The organism is Elusimicrobiota bacterium (assembly GCA_041658405.1).
Lineage (GTDB): Bacteria > Elusimicrobiota > UBA5214 > JBBAAG01 > JBBAAG01 > JBBAAG01.
The window spans coordinates 31,927-52,852 of the sequence record JBBAAG010000010.1 but is presented as its reverse complement, the minus strand read 5'-3'; the positions used below and the strand labels follow the sequence as shown (position 1 = coordinate 52,852).

The following is a 20,926-nucleotide window of genomic DNA, read 5'->3' as shown; positions in this document are numbered from 1 at the left end:
TGCTAACGCTATCTGCGGGAACATACTACTTTACCGCGATAAACCTCTCTGGTAACGCTGTAGTAAAGATAGACAGCGAAAACGGTAGTGTTGGAATATTTGTCACAGGCAAGGTTATGGTTGACGGCACTGCGAAACTCAACCCTGACAATGACAAGTACGCACTTGCGTTGTACTGCCATAACGTTACGGACAACAAAATATTGGTCAACGGCACAATTTGCGGGACAATATACGCTCCGAAATACGACCTTGTGATGGACGGCAACGGTATGATTACGGGTAATGCGTGTATCGCTTCTGCGGTACTCAACGGCAAGGCAAGCGTAGTTGGGCCGGTAGTAACCCCGCCGGAAGCAGATGCTGCAGGTTCACGGTTTGGTATGATGACAAACGATGCTGCAGCGTTGGAAGCAGAAATCGCGAACCTCAACTTTAAGCTTGGCGAAAAAATTATCACACCCAACCATGACGGGAGAAACGATAATGCAACCTTCAGCGGGATAACACGGTACTTAAGTATACGGTTAATGCAAGGTCGGGAAGAAAACGTTGACGTAACAATCTGTGACCTCTCGGGTAGAGTGGTACGGCGGATATCCAACCCATCAGGCTGGGACGGTACTGACGACAACGGCCAACCCGTCGCTAACGGCGTATACATTTACCAGTTCCGCGCGAACGGCAAACTGGTCACCGGCAGTGTTGTTGTGGCGAAGTAAGTAATATATAGATACTTTGTTCATACAAGCATGAGGACATTTTATATAGGGGATAGATCATTAACAGTACGTTCGAGCGTAGTAACAAAAAAAGCAGTGGTTATAAGTTTTACCTGGGAATATGACACCTTCCCGCACTAACTTATTCTTTATCGATGTTAATCCTTGCGTAAAGACGGTATTAACGAATTTGTTGGTATGAGCGTTACGTGCTAGCTTGCCTGGTGTATCGCGTTGAACATTGCCAAGCCTTAGATCGTTACAAAAGTCTGTAGCGTATCCACAGCACGGATATACGTCACCCGTAGGGGTAACAAAAAAAATGTTGCCGGGGCCTGCGCAGTAATCTTCATGGAACCATTTTTTTGCATCCCACGGGGTTGAGAGTAAAACTTTTTTGTTGTTTATAGGGAATAACGGGATACTCGATATCCGTAATAATAAGTTATCCGCTCTTATCACTACCGGCATTTCTCTGTGGTACTCCATTTTTGCGTGTAATACCCGCGCTAGAGCGCGTAGTTTCTTATACGTTTTTGTTTGTAATGCTTTAACTTTGTCTTCTATAAACACCAGTGATACCTGATCAATTCTCTCCCATACACGGTTACATCCGGTGATAAACTTTGCGAGTTTACGTATATCCTGCCGGTGGAACCTGTCACAACTAAGGCCAAACGTACCGTCGTATCCTGCGGTATGTAATTCCGTAAGCTCGTGGGTTAGTTCATCGGAAGTGTGCCACCATACGCCGTTAGTTGTGATTCTGTCAAATTCCATATCATACTTCCGTGCTGTGCGGGTTAGAGCTAATAATTCGCGTAGCGCAAGGAAAGGTTCACCCCCAGTGAAGCCTACTTTAATAATTTCGTACTCCGTGCATTGGCGTAAGAACTTTGATGCTGTCTTTAGATTAATGGTATCACTGCCGGGTTTTACCGTGCAATGTTTGCATGCGAGGTTGCATTTTGTTGTTAATGAAAACAGTACTTGTTCCGGTATAAACTTAGGTTTCATAATGTAAGAATTATAGTATAATATCCGTCATTATGTATATTTTTTGCGGGATGAAACTTAATTCCAACATATTCCTTGCGCCGTTAGCGGGTTATGCTGATGCCGGGTTCCGGAGTGTATGCCGTGAACTTGATGCCGGGTTTACCTACACCGAAATGATAAGCGTTATAAGCCTCGCACGTAAGATTATGCCGGCACTTGAGATGCTTAAGGTTGAACAAAACGAATTGCCGTATGGTGTGCAACTATTCGGGAAGCATGTTGAAAGCTATGCCATAGCAGCGGAACTGCTAAACTCCTATCCCGGGGTGGGGTGTATAGACGTTAATATGGGCTGTTCCGTTCGGAAAGTATCAAACCGCGGGGAAGGTGTTGGGTTGATGAGCACACCTGAACTTGCCACTGAAATTGTATCACGGATGAAAGCTGTAACGCATTTACCGGTGACTGCTAAAATACGAAAAGGGTGGGATGAGAATAGTATTAACGCTGTGGAGTTCGCAAAACGGTTGGAGCAAGCCGGGCTTAACGCTATTACTGTTCACGGGAGGACTAAGGTTCAAAGGTTTCAGGGTGTTGCGGACTGGGATATTATCCGTGATGTAAAGAAAGCGGTTAATATCCCTGTTATCGGGAACGGTGATGTACGCACACCGGAGGATGCAAAACGTATGCTTGCCCATACCGGCTGCGATGCTGTGATGATCGGCCGTGCAGCGGTGGGGAATCCCTGGCTTTTTCGGCAAATTAAGGAGTTAGTTGAAACCGGGAAATATACGCTTCCTGCTGCTAAGGATAAGCTTGGGATTTGTGTGGAACAGTATAAGAAGACATTGAAATATGTCAACCCGCAAAGCGCGGTGTTTCAGCTTAGGAAACACGTATTTTTTTATATCCGCGGCCTTGACGGTGCGGCAGAGGTCAGGCAACGGATTTCAGTGGAACGCTCCTGGGATGCTGTACTAATGATTCTGGCGGAATATCTGCATAAATTTGAGTAAAATATATACTTACAGCTTTTCTTGAGATTTGTTGCAAACAAATATGTGTGTAAAGTATAATGTTTTGTATATTTAGTTAATGGTTAAGGTGGAATTTTAATTTATGTATCAGAAGAAGAACTGGTTAACCCAACTTTTAGTTATCTCATTTTTGTGTACGCAGTTGGAAGGTATTGGTTCAACTGCGGAAGTTATGAATGCGGAACTATGTTTTTACCGCGGGGATGAGGTGTACTCAATTTTCCGTGATGTCGCGGTTAATAATTTGCGTTCTGATGAAGAAAAGGTTAAGGCTGTACTTACCGAACTTGTAAATGGTTTATTACCGGAAGAAAAAGTTGCATACCTGCGTACTGCAATCCCTGCTGGGACGGAAGTTATCGGTGTGAAGATTGCAGGGGAGGTAATATATATTGATTTTACATCTCAAATTGTTAAAGGTATAAACGAAGTGTCGTTAGCAGAGATTTCAAGGCAGGTGTTGTTCACTGCTAGAATTATAGTTCCTGCGGTTAATACTTATAAAATAACATCGATGGGTAAGCCGTTGGGTGAGTACATACCCAAAATTGTGATGACTGAAAAGGAAAAGGTGGACCTACAAAAGTCGTTGAAACTGTACCGTGCGCCAATACCGCCGGTAGCGCCTCGGACTAACGACGGGCCGTTTACCGGGAAAAATATTTCTGTAAGTCCCGGGCATGGGTATTGGTATACGTGCTATGCCTGGGTGTTCCAGCGTGGGCAGGTGTTTGGGTTTGAGGATAATGACGCTGCGTTGCGGGAAGATCATACAAATTGGCATATGATGCGCCACGTGATTAATTACTTGCTTGACGGCGGGGCATCTGTATTCCCGTGCCGTGATATGAATATGTCCTCCGGGAATGATACTGATGAGTCGGATATCGGCCTTGCTGCACCAAATAAGCCGTGGTGGTTGATGGCAGGGAAGTATTACATAAAAAAAGTTGGTGCACCAAAAGCGGTCTCCGATCCTAGTACGTCAGCGCAAAGTTGTGATCCTCAAAACCAAAAGGCAAAGGATTGGAAAGCACGGCCGTATTACGGGAATTGGTTGCTAAAAAACGGGCCGGGGATGGATTTTCATATTGCGTTCCATACAAACGCGAGTAGTAACGCGTCAGTCCGCGGGATGCAGTTTTATGTTGATGTAGATGCAAATGCGGATAATGGTAGTGATTACGATGGGGGTAATCTTCAGGTGCATGTGGATAATATACCTAAACACCGCTTATCTGCGCAAAAAGTGTATGCCCAGGCGGATAAGTTAATTAAAAAGTATTATGACCCGACTTGGAAGTCCGTAGCAATTTATTATACTGACTGGCAGTACTCGGAGAATCATCATTCCCAGGCGCCGTGTTTTATGGCGGAATTTTTGTATCACACAAATGCAATGGATACTAAAGCGTTACTTGACGAAAAGTTCAGGAGGCTTGCAGGGCAGGCGTATTACAAAGGTTTATGTGATTACTGGGGTATAACGGAATACGGGTTGCCGGTTACTATTACCGACCTTAAGGCGTATCCCGGGAGTTCTGCCGGGCAAGTGAGGCTCGTGTGGAGCGCGCCAGGTGAGGATTATACGTATGTCAGCGCAATTAAGTATGTGTTAAAATATTCAAATGCTCCTATTGACACAAAAACTAAGTTTGACGCTGCAACAGTGTATCCGCAAGCATGGGTGCCGAAGTATCGATGGTGGATGGAAGAAAAGGTTATTGACGGGTTCACTCCGGGTGTAACTTACTATTTTGCTATAACTTCAGAGAATGATACTGAAGATATTTCAAAAGTGTCAAATTCAGCTGGGACATACGCAAAAAATGCGGGGGTAATTATTACCGGGGATATTAGCGGGAATATTAAGGATTTACTGGCTAGTGTTGCAGTATCTACCGCCCAAGTAATGTTAGTGCCTAATGGTGACGGTGTGTATCCTGATAAAAACGGGAATTACAGGATAGCAAACCTTACTCCGGGGGTTTATACGTTAAACATTACTGCCGCAGGGTATTCTGCTCAAACAAAAACGTGTGCGGTTGTCGCACAGTCAACTGTTACTGTAAATTTCTACCTCGTGTCCGGTTCCAGCGGTGCGATTAACGGCCGTGCGGTGAATAAACTTACCGGAGAACCTGTATCGGGTGTGAAGATAGTTAATACTTCAAATAATAATGCGACAGTGTATACTGACACCAGCGGGGATTATATTTTTGGTAGCCTTTCTCCGGGGGCGTATTTTATCACTACTCAGGTTGCGGGGTATCAAAATGCGAATAGTTTGTGTACCGTAAGCGCTGGGAATTTGACGGTATTGGATTTTTCATTAACCCCAAGTGGTGTCACTACCGGGAATTTGAATGTCCGTGTTCTGGATTCTGTTAATACATTGTTGACACTTAACGGTGCGGATTGTTTCCTAAGCCCGGAAAACCGGCATGTACTGACTAATACCGGCGGGGTGTATAGTTTCAACAATATTGTTTCAGGGAGCCATACTGTGACGGTTAATCTCGCGGATTATGCTGTTGCGTCGTCCACGTGTTCAATTACTTCAGGGGTTACAGCAGAACTTATAATAAGATTGATACCGTTAGCTTCCGTTTGCGGGGTTTATGGGATAGTAACAAATAAAACTACTTCCGCAGCGTTGCAGGATGCAGGGATTAGTATTTTAGAGAATAGCAGGGTTGCACAGTCAGGATCTAACGGTGTATATGAGTTCACGAATTTATCTTCCGGCACTTACAATCTTGCAGTTTCTCTTTCCGGTTATGAATCAAGTACAACAACGTTTACCCTGGGGTCAGGTGAACGTAAAGAAGTTAATTTTGAACTTACGCCGTTAGCGAGTATTACCGAAATTTCGGGTCGCGTAACGGATAATACTGGGAATGCGATCAAAGGTGCAACCGTAAAAGTGGTAAAAGGTAATACTGTGAATACTTTGATAACGGATGCAAATGGTAATTATAAATTGTCAAACATTTCAGCGGCAGGGTATTATAACGTTGAATTTAGCCATATTGGGTACGAAACAGTTAGTAAAAACAATCAGTATATAACGCTTGGGAGCGCTAATGTAATAAATGCTCAAATGCAGCCTGTTGAAACATTACAAAATGTGCAGTTGAGTAATAGTGTTTATACGCCTATACGTGACGGTGTAGCGCAGGTGTTGACTTTAAAGTTTAATGTTTCATCCGGTGAGAGTAATGTGGTGGTTAGGGTTTATGATATCAAAGGGCGTAGTGTGCGGCAGATGGAGAATGTAATGGTTAACGGTACAGCTGCGGAAACGTCCTGGGATGGTAATGATAATGCCGGCCGTGCAGTACCCGGCGGGGTATATATCTATCAGATCGAAGCCGGGGGGAAAGTGCGTACCGGTAAGATTCTTGTCGCTAAATAAAGAAAGGATGTTGTTGTATGGCAAAGTTTGTAAGGTTCAAAACAGGTAATATTCCTCCGAGTTACGGGCTGGTCGAAGGAAGTGATGTTACGTTGTTGGAAGGCGATGTTTTTTTGGGTTATAGGTTATTAAAGACAGTATTGCAGTTGCGTGACCTTGAAATCCTTGCCCCTGTATTGCCTCCGAATATTTATGCTGTAGGGTTGAACTACCGTGATCATGCGGAAGAAAATAATTTGCCGTACCCCAAAATACCGCCGGTATTTATGAAAGCTAATACCAGCGTTATTGCGCATGGAGAAAAAATTAAGCTCCCGAAATGCGCACCAAAGATGGTGGATTATGAAGCGGAACTCGGGGTGATCATAAAAAAACCGGCATTGAATGTTCCTGAAGATAAAGCTATGGAGTTTGTCGCAGGGTATACCTGCGCAGATGATGTCAGTGCGCGGGATGTGCAGTTTGAAACCAATGAAAAACAGTGGGTCCGCGGGAAGTCGTTTAATACGTTTTGTCCACTTGGGCCGTTTATAGTTACCGACGTTTATTCAAAAGGGTTGAGTGTTGAGTTAAGGCTTAATGGTAAAGTTATGCAGAAGTCTAATACAGATAATCTTATACATAATGTTTCTAAATTAATTGCGCATCTGTCACAGGATAATCTGTTATTACCCCAAACATTGATTCTTACCGGTACACCGGGCGGGGTTGGGCATTTTAAGAAACCGCCGGTATACCTCAAGCCAGGGGATGATGTGGAAGTTGAAATCGGGGATGTAGGTATTCTCCGGAATATTGTGGAGTAAGAATTGTTGATATGAAAATATTGTCTAATAAACAGATATTCTCTGACGGGAAGCATAACGCGTTTACTTCTATCTCAAAATTTAAGGGTAAGTATTTTATAGTGTTCCGTCACGGGGAAAGTCATGTGTCTTTAGACGGGAAGATTGTAGCCATTACTTCAGAGGATCTTAAGGTGTGGTCACTACCGTCAGTCGTTGCGGATATCGAGACGGATGACCGGGACCCTAAATTGTTTGTGTTTAACGATAAACTTTACTGCGCGTACCAAACACGGCATCTTAAGGATAATGATCCAAAACAAAGCGTTGCGGAACCTATGATTACATGGACAGAAGACGGGTTTAATTGGTCAATCCCTGTAAAGATGATTGATCTTATGGGTGTGCCTTGGTATGTTCACCAGGGTGCGGATGGTAAGTTTTATTCTGCATTATACACTTTTGAGGACCGTACTGACGGGCGTACCTGGAAAGTTGTATTACTAAAAACTGCGGATCCTGAAAAAAAGTGGGAGCAACAATCGGTTATATGGCAGGGTGAATCCGCGAATGAGACGGATATCCTGTTTTCCGGGGATAAGCTTTACGCGGTTATCCGGAGGGAGAGAATGAATACTGTTATAGTATCATCAGTTATGCCGTATACAACCTGGGAGAAAGTGTATGAACTGCCTTTTGAAGTACACGCTCCGGTGTTGTATCCGTCACAACAAAACACCGGCGGGTTCTATATAATTGGAAGGTTGATACAACGCACAACGGAGTTCGGGTTGCCGTATCATGAAGTTGCAGTATTTGAATGGGCACCCGTAACTGGGTTTAAGAAACATTGTATATTTGTCAGCGGGTACGGTGTTGATTCTTCATACGCGGGTATCTGCGGGATTGATGGGCAACCTGATGAACTTGCGGTATCCTATTATTTTGGTACATCGCAGCAGGCAAGTATTTTTGTTGCCCGGATAAAAACCTGAACTTCTACTTCCCGTGTTCTGCGAATAATGCTTTGTTTATGAAGCGTTTAATCTTGAAACGGTTAAATAATCCGAGTTTAATAAATTCAATGCCGTGTAACGGGCCGATATCTGAGCTGTAAGTCCAGCAGACTTTTCCTTTAACGCGTATAGGCTTGCTGTCCGCTGAGAGTGAAAATATTAGTGTATAAATTTCATCTTTTTTTAATTCCGCGTGTGCTTGCAGGCCAAGCCCGCCTGCGCTGATATTACTCGTCACGCCTGTGCATACCCGTCCTGTGCTTTTTTTGTCGTATACTTCAAGTTTTAGGATTAACGGTATACGTTCAAATTTACGCCTGTTGATTGACATTAGACAGTATTTCCTTTTCCATAAACTGCGTTATTTTGAATATATTATATCAAATATACCATGCTTTTTGCCTAACATTTAAGTATACGCCTTTAATAATTGGTATAATGTATTTATTAATTGTTATGTACAAACATTAAGTAGATCGGGGATACTAATGAAAAAAGATGGGAAGAAAGAGTTGAAATTTGAGGTTGCTATTGCGCGGCTGGAAGAAATAGTTGCCGCTCTTGAGTCAGGTAATGTCGAGCTTGATAAGTCATTGGAGTTATTTGAAGAAGGAATTGGCTTGGTGAAGTATTGTAATGAAAAAATTAATGAAGTTAAGGGTAAGATTGAAATCCTGATGAAAACAGGTGAGGGTAAATTCATAAAAAAAGTGTTTGAAGAGGATAACAGCAAAGACGGGGATGGTAATATTGGAAAAGTTTAAGGCATACTGGAAAAAAAGTTGTCCTAAGATTGATGGTAAAATTCATGCGGAACTGCGGGGATTAAAGCCTTATACCCCAAAAAGGTTGTATTCCGCAATGGAGTATGCTTTATTTACCGGAGGGAAAAGGTTGCGTCCTGTATTATGCCTTGCCGGTGCGTATGTGTTGGGTAAAGAAGTAACACCTGCGTTATTGAGGTTGGCTTGTAGTGTTGAGTTTGTGCATACGTACTCATTGATTCATGACGACCTGCCGGCATTGGATAATGATGATTACCGCCGGGGAAAACTTACCTGCCACAAAAAGTTTGATGAAGCAACGGCGGTACTTACGGGTGATGCGTTATTAACTCATGCGTTTGAACTGATTACAGGGACAAAAGGCGTACCTGCGGAACGGAAAGTATGGATTGTTAATGAATTGGTGAGAGCGATCGGCGCAGGGGGAATGATCGGCGGGCAGGTGGTTGATCTTGAGTTGATTACAAAAAAGAAGGTTTTGGAGAAACATATTCATTATGTATACCGTCATAAAACTGCGGATTTAATCCGTGCGAGTATTATTACCGGCGCAATTGCAGCGGGTGCAGAGGCAGATGATATAAAACGGTTATCGATATACGCGGAGAACGTGGGGTTGGCATTCCAGGTGCAAGATGACTTATTGGATTATAACGAAGATGTTAAAGCTAAACGCGTGACGTATCCCGTAGTGGCGGGGTTAAATAAAACTAAGGATGATCTTGGAATTATGGTAGGTAACGCTAAACGCGTAATCAAAAAGTACCTTCCGCGTGCGGATGTATTGCAGGGATTCGCGGAGTTTGTTATTAACAGGGACAGGTGATATAGTTTTTTATGGTACTAGAAAAAGTTAATTTTCCTGATGACCTTAAACGTGTAGAGAAAGAGCAGTTACCGAAACTAGCTAATGAAATACGTGAGGTTATTATTAATACAGTCTCAAAAACAGGGGGGCATCTGGCGCCAAGCCTTGGGTGTGTGGAGCTCGCAATTGCGATACATTATGTTTTTGATACACCCAAGGATCAGGTGGTTTGGGATGTCGGCCATCAGTCATATGCTCATAAGATACTTACAGGGAGAAAAGATAGGTTTCAAACATTACGTCAGCATGATGGGTTAAGCGGATTCCCTAAACGCGTGGAAAGTGCGTATGATCCTGTTGGTACCGGCCATTCATCAACGTCAATCTCCGCAGCGCTGGGATTAGCGGTTGCGCGGGATATTAAGGGTGAGAACCATAAAGTTGTAGCAGTTATCGGTGATGGAAGTATGACCGGCGGGATGGCGTTCGAAGCACTGAATAATGCGGGGAGTTTGCATAATGATATGCTTGTTATCCTCAACGATAACGCAATGTTTATTTCTCATAGTGTTGGCGCACTGGCTGCGTATTTCACTAAGATCTTGACATTAGGGTTAGTTAAGAAGTTTGAGAAGACAGTGGAAACGTTTTTCAGGAGGCTGCATTTTCTCGGGGTGTATATGCTTAGGATTGCAAAACGGTTTAAACTTTTATTTTTCCCGGGGATGTTGTTTGAAGAGATGGGTTTTTCGTATCTCGGGCCGATTGACGGGCATGATCTTGAATTATTGATTACTACTTTGGAACGTATAAAAGATTTTAAGGGGCCGGTGTTGTTGCATGTTATCACGCGTAAGGGGAAAGGGTATTCCCCTGCGGAAAAGCAGCCGGCTAAGTTTCATGGAACACCTGCGTTTTCATTGGAAGAAGAAGATGATGAAATTTTGAGTACTGCAGGGTATACGGCTGGAACTCAGCAGAATGATGGGAAGAAAGTGTTGACTTATACTCAGGTATTCTCTAAATCACTTGTTAAACTAGCGGAGAATGATACGCGTATTTGCGCGGTAACCGCTGCAATGCCGGAAGGGACAGGGTTAGGGATGTTTGCTCAAAAGTTTCCTGACAGGTTTTTTGATGTTGGGATTGCTGAACAGCATGCAGTAACTTTTGCGTCAGGTTTAGCGGTTAACGGTATGCGCCCGGTAGTAGCGATGTATTCTACGTTTATGCAGCGCGCGGTTGATCAGTTGATACACGATGTTGCGTTACAGAATTTGCCGGTAACTATTGTTCTTGACCGCGGTGGGCTCGTAGGGGAAGATGGGCCGACGCATCACGGGGTGTTTGATTTATCGTATCTCAGAATGATACCGAACCTTGTTATTATGTCGCCGCGGGATGAGAATGAATTGCAAAGGATGTTGTATACAGCAGTAAAACTTGACCGCCCGGTGGCAGTACGGTATCCGCGGGGGTATGGGTATGGTGTTGAGCTGGAACAGGATATACGGCAGTTGGAGGTTGGTAAGGCTGAAGTGGTTCATTCAGTAAAAGGACGTGGGGTTATAACGGTGTTGGGTATTGGTAATATGGTAATCCCTGCTGTGCGTGTTGCTGAAAAACTGGCTGCTGAGGATAAGATTGAAGTTCAGGTTATTGATATGAAGTTTGTAAAACCGTTGGATACATGTATGATTGATAAAGTATTGAGTGAATACCAAAAAGTTGTGACTGTAGAAGAAAACGTTCTTACCGGCGGGTTTGGGAGCGGGGTAGGGGAGTATATCGGGAGTAAGTACAGCGGAGTAAAACTTCTGAACATTGCGTTACCGGATAAGTTTATTGAGCATGGTAAGGTTGTTGAACTTCATAAAATATATGGTTTGTCTGAAGATAAATTGTGTGAGTCCATAAGACAGTTTGCTGGTTCGTAATGTTAAAAAAAACTGCTCAACGGAAAAAGTTGTGTGATATTGTCGCTGATAAATGCTGTATCCCCGTTAAACTTGCCGGTGCGTTGGTATTGGCTGGAGAGATTGAAGTGAATGGCGTGGTTATCACAAAACCGGGTGTAATGGTTGGGTTGGATTCTGTGATTAAGAGGTTGGAACTACGGAAGTATGTTTCCCGGGGAGGTATTAAATTATCCGCGGCTTTGGATAAATTTAATGTGCTTCCCGCGGGGAAGGTGTGTATCGATGTAGGATCTTCAACCGGCGGGTTTACCGACTGCCTGCTTCAACGTAATGCTGAACGCGTGTACGCAGTGGATGTAGGTTATGGGTTGATTGATGTTAAGTTAAGGAATGATAAACGTGTGGTATTGCTTGAACGTACTAATGCGAGGATGCTTAACCGTAAGGTGATTGAACTTAAGTGTAAAGAATCAGGGGTTGAGTACCTTGTTCCGTCACTTGCAGTGATTGATGTAGCGTTTATTTCATTACGCATGGTTCTCACGCCGGTGAGTGAGGTATTGAGTGATGACGGTGTGATTGTTGCGTTATTAAAACCGCAGTTTGAGGTTGAACCCCGGGATTTGGTTAAAGGTATTGTCAGGGATGTTGGGGTTAGAGAAAAAGTTGTTAGTGATATTAAACAATACATTGGAACGGTTGGGTTAGTATGTACCGCTGTTACGGAGTCGGTTATTAAGGGAGCGAAGGGGAATGTTGAGTATTTGTTACATATTACGAAGGGTGTTGATAGCGGTTTTACAGTCTAGCTATGGCCGGGATGCTTGATATTTGTCAGTAGTATGTTATAAAATGTATTTTTATGGGTATGCAACAGGGTTGTTTTATAGAAACGGTTATTAATTAATGAACAAAAAAGTTACAGTTTTTGCAAAAGGGTTGGATTGGTTAAGTAAAGGTTTTGTGGTGGTACGTAAACCTATAACTAAACCTGAAGATATTAAAAAAGAATTGAAAAAGGATACCTCCGTTGCATTAATAGATTCTTTGCGTGACCGTGACCCGTTTGTAAGGTCAATCTCTGCGGAAGTCCTGGGGAGAATGAAGGAAAGAAACGCTGTTACACAATTGACCGGATTGTTAAAAGATCAGTCGAAGTTTGTCCGTGAGAAAGCTGCGTTATCACTCGGGCAGATAGGCGATCGCCGTGCAGTACCTGCGTTGATTGAATCACTTACCGATGAGAGTGAGGAAGTAAGGGTTACTGCTGCGGGTGTGCTCGGGCATCTTAGGGATCGTTTGGCAGTACCGGCGCTGATTAAGGCAATGAAGGATCAGGGTAGTATTACACGGATAAAAGCTGCGATTTCGCTTGGGTGTATTGGCGATAAGGAAGCTGTTCCGGCGTTGTATGATTCGTTAGAGGATGAGAATGAATTTGTGCGGAAATACGCGGCGGAAGCGCTGGGGAGTATCGGCCGCCCGGCAGTACCTGCGTTATTACGCGCGTTGCGTAATGAAAAAGTAAGGGCAAACGTTGCATCGGCGTTAGCGACGATTAAGTAAACATGTAGAAAAGGTTGTATTGTGGAAGAAGTAGTTTATAATTTCACTGAAATAGAACAAAAATGGCAGCGTGTATGGACTGAAAAAAAAGCGTTTCAAACCGGTGATGCTGCAGGTAAGCCGTATTATTATTGTCTTGTAATGTTCCCGTACCCGTCCGGGAAAATTCATATGGGGCATGTACGGAATTATGTTATCGGCGATGTTGTTGCCAGGTACAAACGCGCGTGCGGGTATAATGTTTTTCATCCCATCGGGTGGGACGCGTTTGGTATGCCTGCAGAAAACGCGGCTATCAAACACGGGACGCATCCTGCAAAGTGGACATACGCGAATATTGATAATATGCGGAAACAGTTGATGAGGATGGGGATTTCCTATGACCTCAGCCACGAACTCGCTACTTGTTCTCCGGAATTTTATAGGTGGAACCAATGGTTTTTCCTGCAGTTTTATAAACGCGGGTTAGCGTATAAGCGTAAGGCTAGTGTTAACTGGTGCCCAAAATGCCAGACTGTACTTGCGAATGAACAGGCAACTAACGGTAAATGCTGGCGGTGTGATTCTTTAGTTGAACAAAAAGATATTGCGCAGTGGTTCTTCAAAATCCGTGATTACGCGCAAAGGTTACTTGACGGGCTGAAAGATATTAAGCGCGGATGGCCGGAACGTGTATTGTTAATGCAGGAGCACTGGATTGGCGAGAGTACTGGCGCGGAAGTTGTATTCAAACTTAATGGCGAACTACCGGTAAAAGTGTTTACTACACGGCCGGATACGTTGTTTGGTGCTACGTTTATGGTACTTGCTCCGGAACATACTGTTGTCCAGCAGTTAATAGGGCAGGTGAGTAACCGTTCTCAAGTTGAGGAGTATGTTTCTAAATCACGAAGGAAAACTGTGCTTGAACGCACGGCGCTGGACCGCGAAAAAACAGGGGTTCCTCTCGAAGGTGTTACTGCCGTGAATCCTGTTAACGGGAAAAGGATTCCCGTATGGCTTGCGGATTATGTATTAACAAGTTATGGTACCGGCGCAATTATGTCAGTCCCCGCGCATGACCAGCGGGATTTTGAATTTGCGAAAAAGTTTGGGTTGGATATAATCGAAGTTATCCGTCCGGTGGATGAAAAACAAACATCCTTACCGGCTAATGCGTACGGCGGGGATGGTGTGATGGTAAACTCCGGGGAGTATAACGGTATACCCGCTGAGGAGTTCAAGAAAAAAATTGTCGGGTGGCTTAAGGAAAAAGGAGTGGGTGAGTTCCGGATAGAGTACCGCCTGCGGGATTGGTTAATCTCGAGGCAGCGTTACTGGGGTACGCCGATACCCGTGATTTACTGCCCGAAATGCGGCGCTATGCCTGTACCTGAGAAAGATTTGCCGGTTGTTTTGCCGGAGAATGTGCCGTTCTCAGGGACCGGTGAGTCGCCATTGGCTAAGTCAGAAGAGTTTGTTAATACCAAATGCCCGGGTTGCGGGATTGATGCTAAACGTGAGACTGATACTATGGACACGTTTGTTGATTCTTCATGGTATTACCTTCGTTACTGCGATAATAAGAATGCGGAGAAGCCGTTTGAGCTTGCAAAGATTAAGCAGTGGATGCCGGTGACACAGTATATCGGCGGGATTGAGCATGCGTGTATGCACTTGATTTATTCACGGTTTTTCCATAAGGTGCTCCACGACCTTGGGCTTGTGGATAATGATGAACCGTTCGCTAATCTTTTAAACCAGGGTATGGTTACACTTGAAGGTTCAGCGATGTCTAAGTCAAGAGGTAATATCGTTGAGCCGGATACTGTAATGGTAAAATACGGGGTGGATACTATCCGTACTTTTGTTATGTTCGCTTCACCTCCGGAGAAGGATCTTGACTGGTCAGATGCCTGGATTGAAGGTATCTGGCGGTTTCTTTCACGTGTATGGCGGTTGGTGGTGAAATATAAAGCGTTGAATGGTTTGGGTGAAGTCGTTAAGGTTGAGCCAAAAGTGTGTACTGAATTGGTGAGGCGTTATAATATCGCGGTGAAACGCGTGACACTGGATATTGATAACCGGTATCAGTTTAATACCGCTATCGCTGCGGTGATGGAGCTTACCAACGCAATTACTGAGTATCAGGGAATAGGCGATGCTGTCTCCGGTAAGGCAATTGAGGTCTTATTAAAAATTCTTAACCCGTTTGCTCCGCATATGACCAGTGAGTTATGGGAGTATTTAGGTAAAAGTGAAGATATCATTATCGCACCGTGGCCAAAGTATGACGAGTCCGCGATTGCTACTTCTGAAATTGAAATCCCTGTTCAGGTAAACGGTAAATTGCGGGGGAAGGTCGTAATTCCTGCGGAAGGATGGACGGATCAGCAGGTGAAAGATTGTGCAATGGGGAATGATAACGTTAAAAGTATTATCGGTAATCAGAGTGTGTCAAAAATAATTTATGTGCCTAAAAAAATGGTGAATATTGTTGTAAAATAATAGTTAACTTTAGTTGTTATGTAATACAAGGAGTACGAACAAGATGAGAAACTTAATAAAAAGTTTACCGTTATTATTGCCGTTAGTACTGATACTGCCTTCCTGCGGGCCCGCGTCGTATGGTAAACAAACAATTGCCGGCGTGGGTGAGGTTGTGTCCTCCACAAAAAATTTGCCGTCATACATAAAAAAAGTTGCAATTCCGATGTTTACCAATAAAACTGTTACTTACGGTTTGGAAGAAGCGCTGACCTTGCGTGTAAAAGAAGAGTTTTACCGTGATGGCCGGATGGAAGTTGTGGATGAACAAAAAGCGGATGCTATCATTATCGGCGATATAACACGGTATATTCTTGAACCTTTAACGTATGACGATGATCATTTGGTGGTAGAACAGAAGTTGTGGGTACTATTCGACTTTGGCTTATTTGAGAAAGATGTTGTTACGGGTAAGTGGAAAGAAAAACCGTTGATTTATGAGCGTAACCTCGAAGGGTCATATCGTTTTTTTGTCTCAACAAAACCCGGGGGTATGTCTGAAGCTGAAGCACAAAGGCTTATCTGGGATCGGTTAAGCCGTGATATCCTGGTACGCGTTACCGAAGGGTATGGGACAGTGACCGGGATATCTGACCGTAAAGTCCCGCCGGCTGTGGAATGAATTATACAGATTTTATCAAAAACGTTCGACAAAAGAATGTTAAGCCAATATATTTTATTGCCGGGCCTGAGGATTATTTTAAGATTGACGGTGTAAGCCGTCTTGTTAATGCGTTACTTCCAGACAAAACTGCAAGGGATTTTAACTTCGATAATTATGCTGCGTGTGATGTTGATTTACTGACAGTAATTAATACGGCAAATACTGCACCGCTTTTTTCTGAGAAACGATTGGTTGTCCTTAGGAACTTACCTAGAAAAGTGTATTCCCGCCCTCCGCATATTTTGACGGATTATATTAAAAACCCTTATCAATCCACTTGTCTTGTTATCACTATGGAGAAGGGGTTTAACAAAGATGATAAAAAAAGAGGGCTTATAAGCGAAGCGTTGGTTAACGGCGAACTTATAAGCTGTTATGATGTTAACAACATATTTATATTACACGAAATAATTAATGAAATGCTGGAAGAACAAAAAGTATCAGTGACAGATAATGCGATGAGGTTATTGACAGAAAACGTGGGTATGTCAGTATATGCAATTCAAAATGAGATTGAAAAAATTGTTAGTTATTACGGCGGTAAGATAAAAGTTGTGGATACAGAAGAAGTTAATGAAGTGAGTAATATGGTAAGACAGCAGACAGTGGATGACCTGTGGTTTGCGCTTACCAGCCGTAATCCCGGGGATGTATTGGCAGTGGTTGAGCGGCTGTACATGACTGGTGATGTTGCTGTAGCTGTTTTCCCGGCTTTAGCAAGAAATATCAGAGAATTTGCGTTATGTAAAGGGTTAATGGAATCCGGGAATCTTGCCTTACAGTCCGCTGCTTTAAGGATAGGAGTTTATGAATTTATGCCGCGGTATAAAGCGTTAGAAAGCGTGCTAAAGAAGTATTCTCTTGATTTTTTTGTCTCCGCAATACAATACTCAGCTGAATTGGAATACCAATACAAACGCGGGCGTAAACCTACAGAATCTGCGGTTGAAGAGTTGTTATTAAAGTTTATTAATTTTAATTGTTAATCTTGACTTCTTCCGTGCGCAAGTGCTTGGATGAATTATATGTAAGCGCGCAGCGCTGTCAAGTTCCGAAAATACTTTTTTGATAAGTTCTTTCGCTTTTGCACTGTCTTTATTTTTAATAATTTCTTCCATCTCTTTCACAAGTTTCTTTATACTTGAAATTATTCTATGGTTATACACCCGGTGCTTTGCGGATTTACGTACTTCCTTTTTTGCCGATGCATGACGTCCTGTTTTCTTTTGTTGTGCCATTTGACTTTACCTTCTTACTCCTTTATTAAAATATATTATCTTATTTATGAGATATTAATTTACTAAATATATGAACTGTTAGTCAATACCTTGTGAGAAAAGGTATAATATATAATTTATAAAGTATTTCAGAAAGTTGGATTTAACGTGGCAGAGGATAAAGGTATAATCAAGCACGCGTCAAGTGTTACCACAGCGACATTGATCTCGCGGGTGTTGGGGTATATACGTGATATGGCGATTGCGGTAGTGTTTGGTGCGGGATTCGCTGCGGATACGTTTTACGCAGCGTACCGTATACCCAATCTTTTAAGGAGATTGCTTGGGGAAGGGTCGTTATCCACATCGTTTGTGCCGGTATTCACGGATTATCTTACAAATAAGACGGAAGCTGATGCACGAAGGTTATGGAATGTAGTATTCACGTTTCTTACTATCCTGTTGATGGTATTAACTTTACTTGGGATATTATTTGCGCCGCAGATTACTAAACTTATCGCCTGGGGATTTACCGGTTCCGAAGGGAAGCTTGAACTAACGATTTTGCTTACCAGAATAATGTTTCCGTACCTGTTCTTTATCTGTCTTGCGGCATTGATGCTTGCGACACTGAATTCGTTGCATATATTTTTTATACCAGCGCTTGCACCGGCAATGCTTAGTGTTGCGGAGATACTGTATGTCGGGGTAATTGCTGTGTTTTTTGTCAGTGTAAAAACGGATATGTCAACCGCAGTGGTGGGATTATCAGCTGCGGTGGTAGCAGGCGGGATTGGGCAGTTGGTATTCCAATTACCGAGTTTGTATAAACGCGGATGGGTGTTAAAATTCGCGTGGGATCCCGGACATCCGGGATTACACCAGATACTTTGTATGATGATCCCCGCGATGATAGGGTTTTCCGTTGAACAGATTAATACGTTTGTTAATACCGTATGCGCATCATTTCTTGCAGAAGGGAGTGTTACTGCGTTGTATTACTCTAACCGTATTGTCCAGCTGCCTCTTGCTTTGTTCGGGATATCAATCGCTACGGTATCTCTGCCGTTATTCTCGAGGAATGTTGCAAAAAATGATACTGTTGCATTACGTCAAAATTTTTCGCAGGCGGTACGGTTGATTATATTTACAATCTTACCGGCAATGGCAGGGTTAATGGTACTTTCAACTCCTATAATCAGGTTGTTGTTCGAGTACGGAAAGTTTACGGCAGAGGCGACACGGTTAACTTCAACAGCAATGTTTTTTTATGCTATCGGGTTAGTGCCGTTTGCGGTAGTAAAAGTTGTAGCCGGGATGTTCTATGCGTACAAAGATACACGTACACCTGTACTTGTAGCGGGCGCAGCAATGGCGTTGAATATTGTGTTAAACATTGTATTGATGAAACCCCTGGGGGTTGGCGGGTTGGCGTTATCAACTTCCATAGCGTCATTTGTTAATGTCATTATCCTGGGATACCTGTTACGCAAAAAAGTCGGGCTTTTAGATGGAAAAAGAATATCTGTAACATTTTACAAATGCTTATTTGCTGTGGGTGTGATGACTATTGCGTGTTACCTTTTATCAGGTATGGTATTTAAGGGCAGTACAGTATTGGGTGTGCTATTATCGGTTTTATCTTCAGTATTGATATACTTCGGTATAAGTTACTTCTTTAAACTTGAAGAATTTGGGATTATGCTCAACTTGTTTAAGTTAAAAATTGTTAAGCCAAAATGAAGGTTGATTACAATATATTACCCTCAACACCAGGGGTATACCTTATGCGCAGCAATACCAGTGAGGTGTTGTACATCGGGAAAGCAAAAGTTTTGCGTTCAAGGGTAAGGAGTTACTTCAAAAACCGTGATATCCCGCAGCGTATAGCAATGATGGTATCGTTAATTTCGTATGTCGATTATATCCAAACATCAACGGAGAACGCTGCGTTATTACTGGAACAAAAGCTTATCAATAAATATAAGCCGCGGTTCAATATTATCTGGCGTGATGACAAAAGTTATCCATATATTAAACTTACGTTAAACGAAAAGTATCCGAGGTTAATGGTAGTTCGCGGGCGTAAACGTGACGGCGGGGCGTATTACGGGCCTTATACAAAACAGTACGAGATAAAATTGTTGCTCCGGTGGATACATTTAATATTTGCATTACGCAAGTGTAAGTACGATTTTGATAACCATTCTCCAAAAGTGGAAGTGTTGAAGAAATGTTTGTACTACCAGATGCATCGCTGTAACGGCCCGTGTTTATCACCGGAAGCGGAACGTGAGTATGAAGGTATAGTTGAGAAGGTACGCTATTTTCTTGACGGGAAGCATAAACGCGTGCTGGGTATGTGGAAGAAGGAAATGCGTTCAGCTGCGGAAAAAATGGATTTTGAACGCGCTGCGCGGGTAAGGGATATGATCCGTAGGGTGGAAGTCCTTACGGAACGTATAAGGTTGCGTGAACTCACTGAACCTGATCTTGAGACCGCTATATCAACGTCAGAGTACAAGATGTCAAAAGTTTTTGTGGAATTAAAAACATTATTTTCATTACCAAAAGTACCGGAGATCATTCAGTGCATTGATATCTCAACATTAGGAGGGAAGTATTCAGTTGGCGCAATCGTTACTTTTGTTAATGGTTTACCTGAGAAAAAATGGTACCGCAGGTATAAGATCAAGGCAGTCACGGGTGTGGATGATTATCTTATGATGAAAGAAGTTGTTACCCGCAGGTTCGCTAAATCACAGGATGATATGCCTGACCCTTCTCTTTTATTAGTTGACGGCGGAAAAGGGCAGTTGGCGGTAACTGCGGGAGTACTTGCTGAACTTAATCTCAGAATTCCATTGCTTTCATTAGCTAAACGTGAAGAAATAGTGTATTCCCAAAAATATTTTGATGGTTTGGCATTACCTCCGGGTTCGGCTGTATTGCAGTATCTTCGCAGGATGCGCGATGAAGCGCATAGATTTGCTGTTACCTATCACCGTTTATTACGAAAAAAGGGTATTTACTGAAAAGTGAAGGATTGAATGTGTCCACCGACGGTAAAATATGTGAAAAAAAACACAGTTGACAAAACCGGGGATTTTGCTATTAATCATAATAGAATGGGTGTATCAAAAAAGGCCATATCATAGGTATGTACTTTTGTAAAGATTTTTCTTCAGTCGTAGTATGTTGAGGTGGTAAGATTATGCCTAAAGGTAAAGTTAAATGGTTTAGTGACCGCAAAGGGTTTGGTTTCATTGAAACCCCGGAGAAACCAAACAGTGATGTTTTTGTCCATTATTCTTGTATCGAAGGTGAAGGTTACAGGTCATTAAGCGCAGGTGATGACGTGGAATTCGAGATGGACGAGTCGGATAAAGGTTTAAAAGCGAAAAAGGTTATGAAACTCTAGTTTTATTGCGGTCAGTTGGGTTTAAGAAATTTGAGGTTAA

The 20,926-nt window shown here is 42.9% G+C and carries 19 protein-coding genes; 16 read left to right on the top strand and 3 right to left on the bottom strand.

Annotation, left to right across the window (positions count from 1 at the left end; all coding sequences use genetic code 11):
* Positions 1 to 722, top strand: a 722-nt coding sequence (locus tag WC955_03580) for a gliding motility-associated C-terminal domain-containing protein (GenBank protein MFA5858129.1), incomplete at its 5' end; no start/stop codon positions are given.
* Positions 723 to 782: 60 nt separating this feature from the next.
* Here the strand turns inward: WC955_03580 and WC955_03575 are convergent.
* Positions 783 to 1,739 carry a 4Fe-4S cluster-binding domain-containing protein gene (locus WC955_03575; protein MFA5858128.1) on the bottom strand — a complete coding sequence of 319 codons (957 nt, stop codon included), beginning with the start codon at positions 1,737 to 1,739 and terminating at the stop codon, positions 783 to 785.
* Between the two features lie 32 nt (positions 1,740 to 1,771).
* Here WC955_03575 and dusB point away from each other — a divergent pair, with 32 nt between their 5' ends.
* From dusB to WC955_03555, 4 genes are all read left to right on the top strand, one after another.
* Entirely contained in the window at positions 1,772 to 2,740 is a 969-nt protein-coding gene (gene dusB, locus WC955_03570) for a tRNA dihydrouridine synthase DusB (GenBank protein MFA5858127.1), read from the top strand.
* A 103-nt stretch (positions 2,741 to 2,843) separates the two neighbouring features.
* Positions 2,844 to 6,179: a carboxypeptidase regulatory-like domain-containing protein gene (locus WC955_03565; protein ID MFA5858126.1), complete on the top strand. Its 3,336-nt coding sequence runs from the start codon at positions 2,844 to 2,846 to the stop codon at positions 6,177 to 6,179.
* Positions 6,180 to 6,196: 17 nt separating this feature from the next.
* Complete coding sequence (locus WC955_03560) at positions 6,197 to 6,985, top strand: fumarylacetoacetate hydrolase family protein (GenBank protein MFA5858125.1); 789 nt, start codon at positions 6,197 to 6,199, stop codon at positions 6,983 to 6,985.
* An 11-nt stretch (positions 6,986 to 6,996) separates the two neighbouring features.
* A complete protein-coding gene (locus WC955_03555) occupies positions 6,997 to 7,959 on the top strand; it encodes a hypothetical protein (protein MFA5858124.1) in 963 nt (320 codons plus the stop codon).
* Positions 7,960 to 7,963: 4 nt separating this feature from the next.
* On the opposite strand, the gene WC955_03550 is transcribed toward WC955_03555, so the two are convergent.
* Positions 7,964 to 8,311 carry a PilZ domain-containing protein gene (locus WC955_03550; GenBank protein ID MFA5858123.1) on the bottom strand — a complete coding sequence of 116 codons (348 nt, stop codon included), beginning with the start codon at positions 8,309 to 8,311 and terminating at the stop codon, positions 7,964 to 7,966.
* A gap of 157 nt (positions 8,312 to 8,468) precedes the next feature.
* Between WC955_03550 and xseB the strand changes: the two genes are divergently transcribed.
* From xseB to holA, 8 genes are all read left to right on the top strand, one after another.
* A complete protein-coding gene (gene xseB / locus WC955_03545; protein MFA5858122.1) occupies positions 8,469 to 8,744 on the top strand; it encodes an exodeoxyribonuclease VII small subunit in 276 nt (91 codons plus the stop codon).
* Positions 8,731 to 9,591: a polyprenyl synthetase family protein gene (locus tag WC955_03540; protein MFA5858121.1), complete on the top strand. Its 861-nt coding sequence runs from the start codon at positions 8,731 to 8,733 to the stop codon at positions 9,589 to 9,591. The genes xseB and WC955_03540 overlap by 14 nt, the downstream gene beginning before the upstream one ends.
* 11 nt (positions 9,592 to 9,602) lie before the next feature.
* Positions 9,603 to 11,510 (top strand): 1-deoxy-D-xylulose-5-phosphate synthase, encoded by a 1,908-nt coding sequence (dxs, locus tag WC955_03535; GenBank protein ID MFA5858120.1) that lies wholly within the window; start codon positions 9,603 to 9,605, stop codon positions 11,508 to 11,510.
* Positions 11,510 to 12,301 (top strand): TlyA family RNA methyltransferase, encoded by a 792-nt coding sequence (locus WC955_03530; GenBank protein MFA5858119.1) that lies wholly within the window; start codon positions 11,510 to 11,512, stop codon positions 12,299 to 12,301. Before dxs ends, WC955_03530 begins: the two co-directional genes overlap by 1 nt.
* Before the next feature lie 97 nt (positions 12,302 to 12,398).
* A complete protein-coding gene (locus tag WC955_03525; GenBank protein MFA5858118.1) occupies positions 12,399 to 13,058 on the top strand; it encodes a HEAT repeat domain-containing protein in 660 nt (219 codons plus the stop codon).
* Between the two features lie 21 nt (positions 13,059 to 13,079).
* On the top strand, positions 13,080 to 15,545 hold the full coding sequence (gene leuS / locus WC955_03520) for a leucine--tRNA ligase (GenBank protein MFA5858117.1): 2,466 nt from the start codon (positions 13,080 to 13,082) through the stop codon (positions 15,543 to 15,545).
* A gap of 43 nt (positions 15,546 to 15,588) precedes the next feature.
* Positions 15,589 to 16,206 (top strand): LPS assembly lipoprotein LptE, encoded by a 618-nt coding sequence (gene lptE / locus WC955_03515; GenBank protein MFA5858116.1) that lies wholly within the window; start codon positions 15,589 to 15,591, stop codon positions 16,204 to 16,206.
* Entirely contained in the window at positions 16,203 to 17,234 is a 1,032-nt protein-coding gene (holA, locus tag WC955_03510; protein ID MFA5858115.1) for a DNA polymerase III subunit delta, read from the top strand. The genes lptE and holA overlap by 4 nt, the downstream gene beginning before the upstream one ends.
* Here the strand turns inward: holA and rpsT are convergent.
* Complete coding sequence (gene rpsT / locus WC955_03505) at positions 17,208 to 17,486, bottom strand: 30S ribosomal protein S20 (GenBank protein ID MFA5858114.1); 279 nt, start codon at positions 17,484 to 17,486, stop codon at positions 17,208 to 17,210. The two genes, holA and rpsT, sit on opposite strands and share 27 nt — an antisense overlap.
* Before the next feature lie 147 nt (positions 17,487 to 17,633).
* Here rpsT and murJ point away from each other — a divergent pair, with 147 nt between their 5' ends.
* The 3 genes from murJ (at position 17,634) to WC955_03490 (ending at position 20,886) form a co-directional block, all read left to right on the top strand.
* Positions 17,634 to 19,208 carry a murein biosynthesis integral membrane protein MurJ gene (gene murJ, locus WC955_03500; protein MFA5858113.1) on the top strand — a complete coding sequence of 525 codons (1,575 nt, stop codon included), beginning with the start codon at positions 17,634 to 17,636 and terminating at the stop codon, positions 19,206 to 19,208.
* Between the two features lie 44 nt (positions 19,209 to 19,252).
* Positions 19,253 to 20,500: an excinuclease ABC subunit UvrC gene (locus WC955_03495; protein ID MFA5858112.1), complete on the top strand. Its 1,248-nt coding sequence runs from the start codon at positions 19,253 to 19,255 to the stop codon at positions 20,498 to 20,500.
* Positions 20,501 to 20,679: 179 nt separating this feature from the next.
* Positions 20,680 to 20,886: a cold shock domain-containing protein gene (locus WC955_03490; protein ID MFA5858111.1), complete on the top strand. Its 207-nt coding sequence runs from the start codon at positions 20,680 to 20,682 to the stop codon at positions 20,884 to 20,886.
* The last annotated feature ends 40 nt before the right edge of the window (positions 20,887 to 20,926 follow it).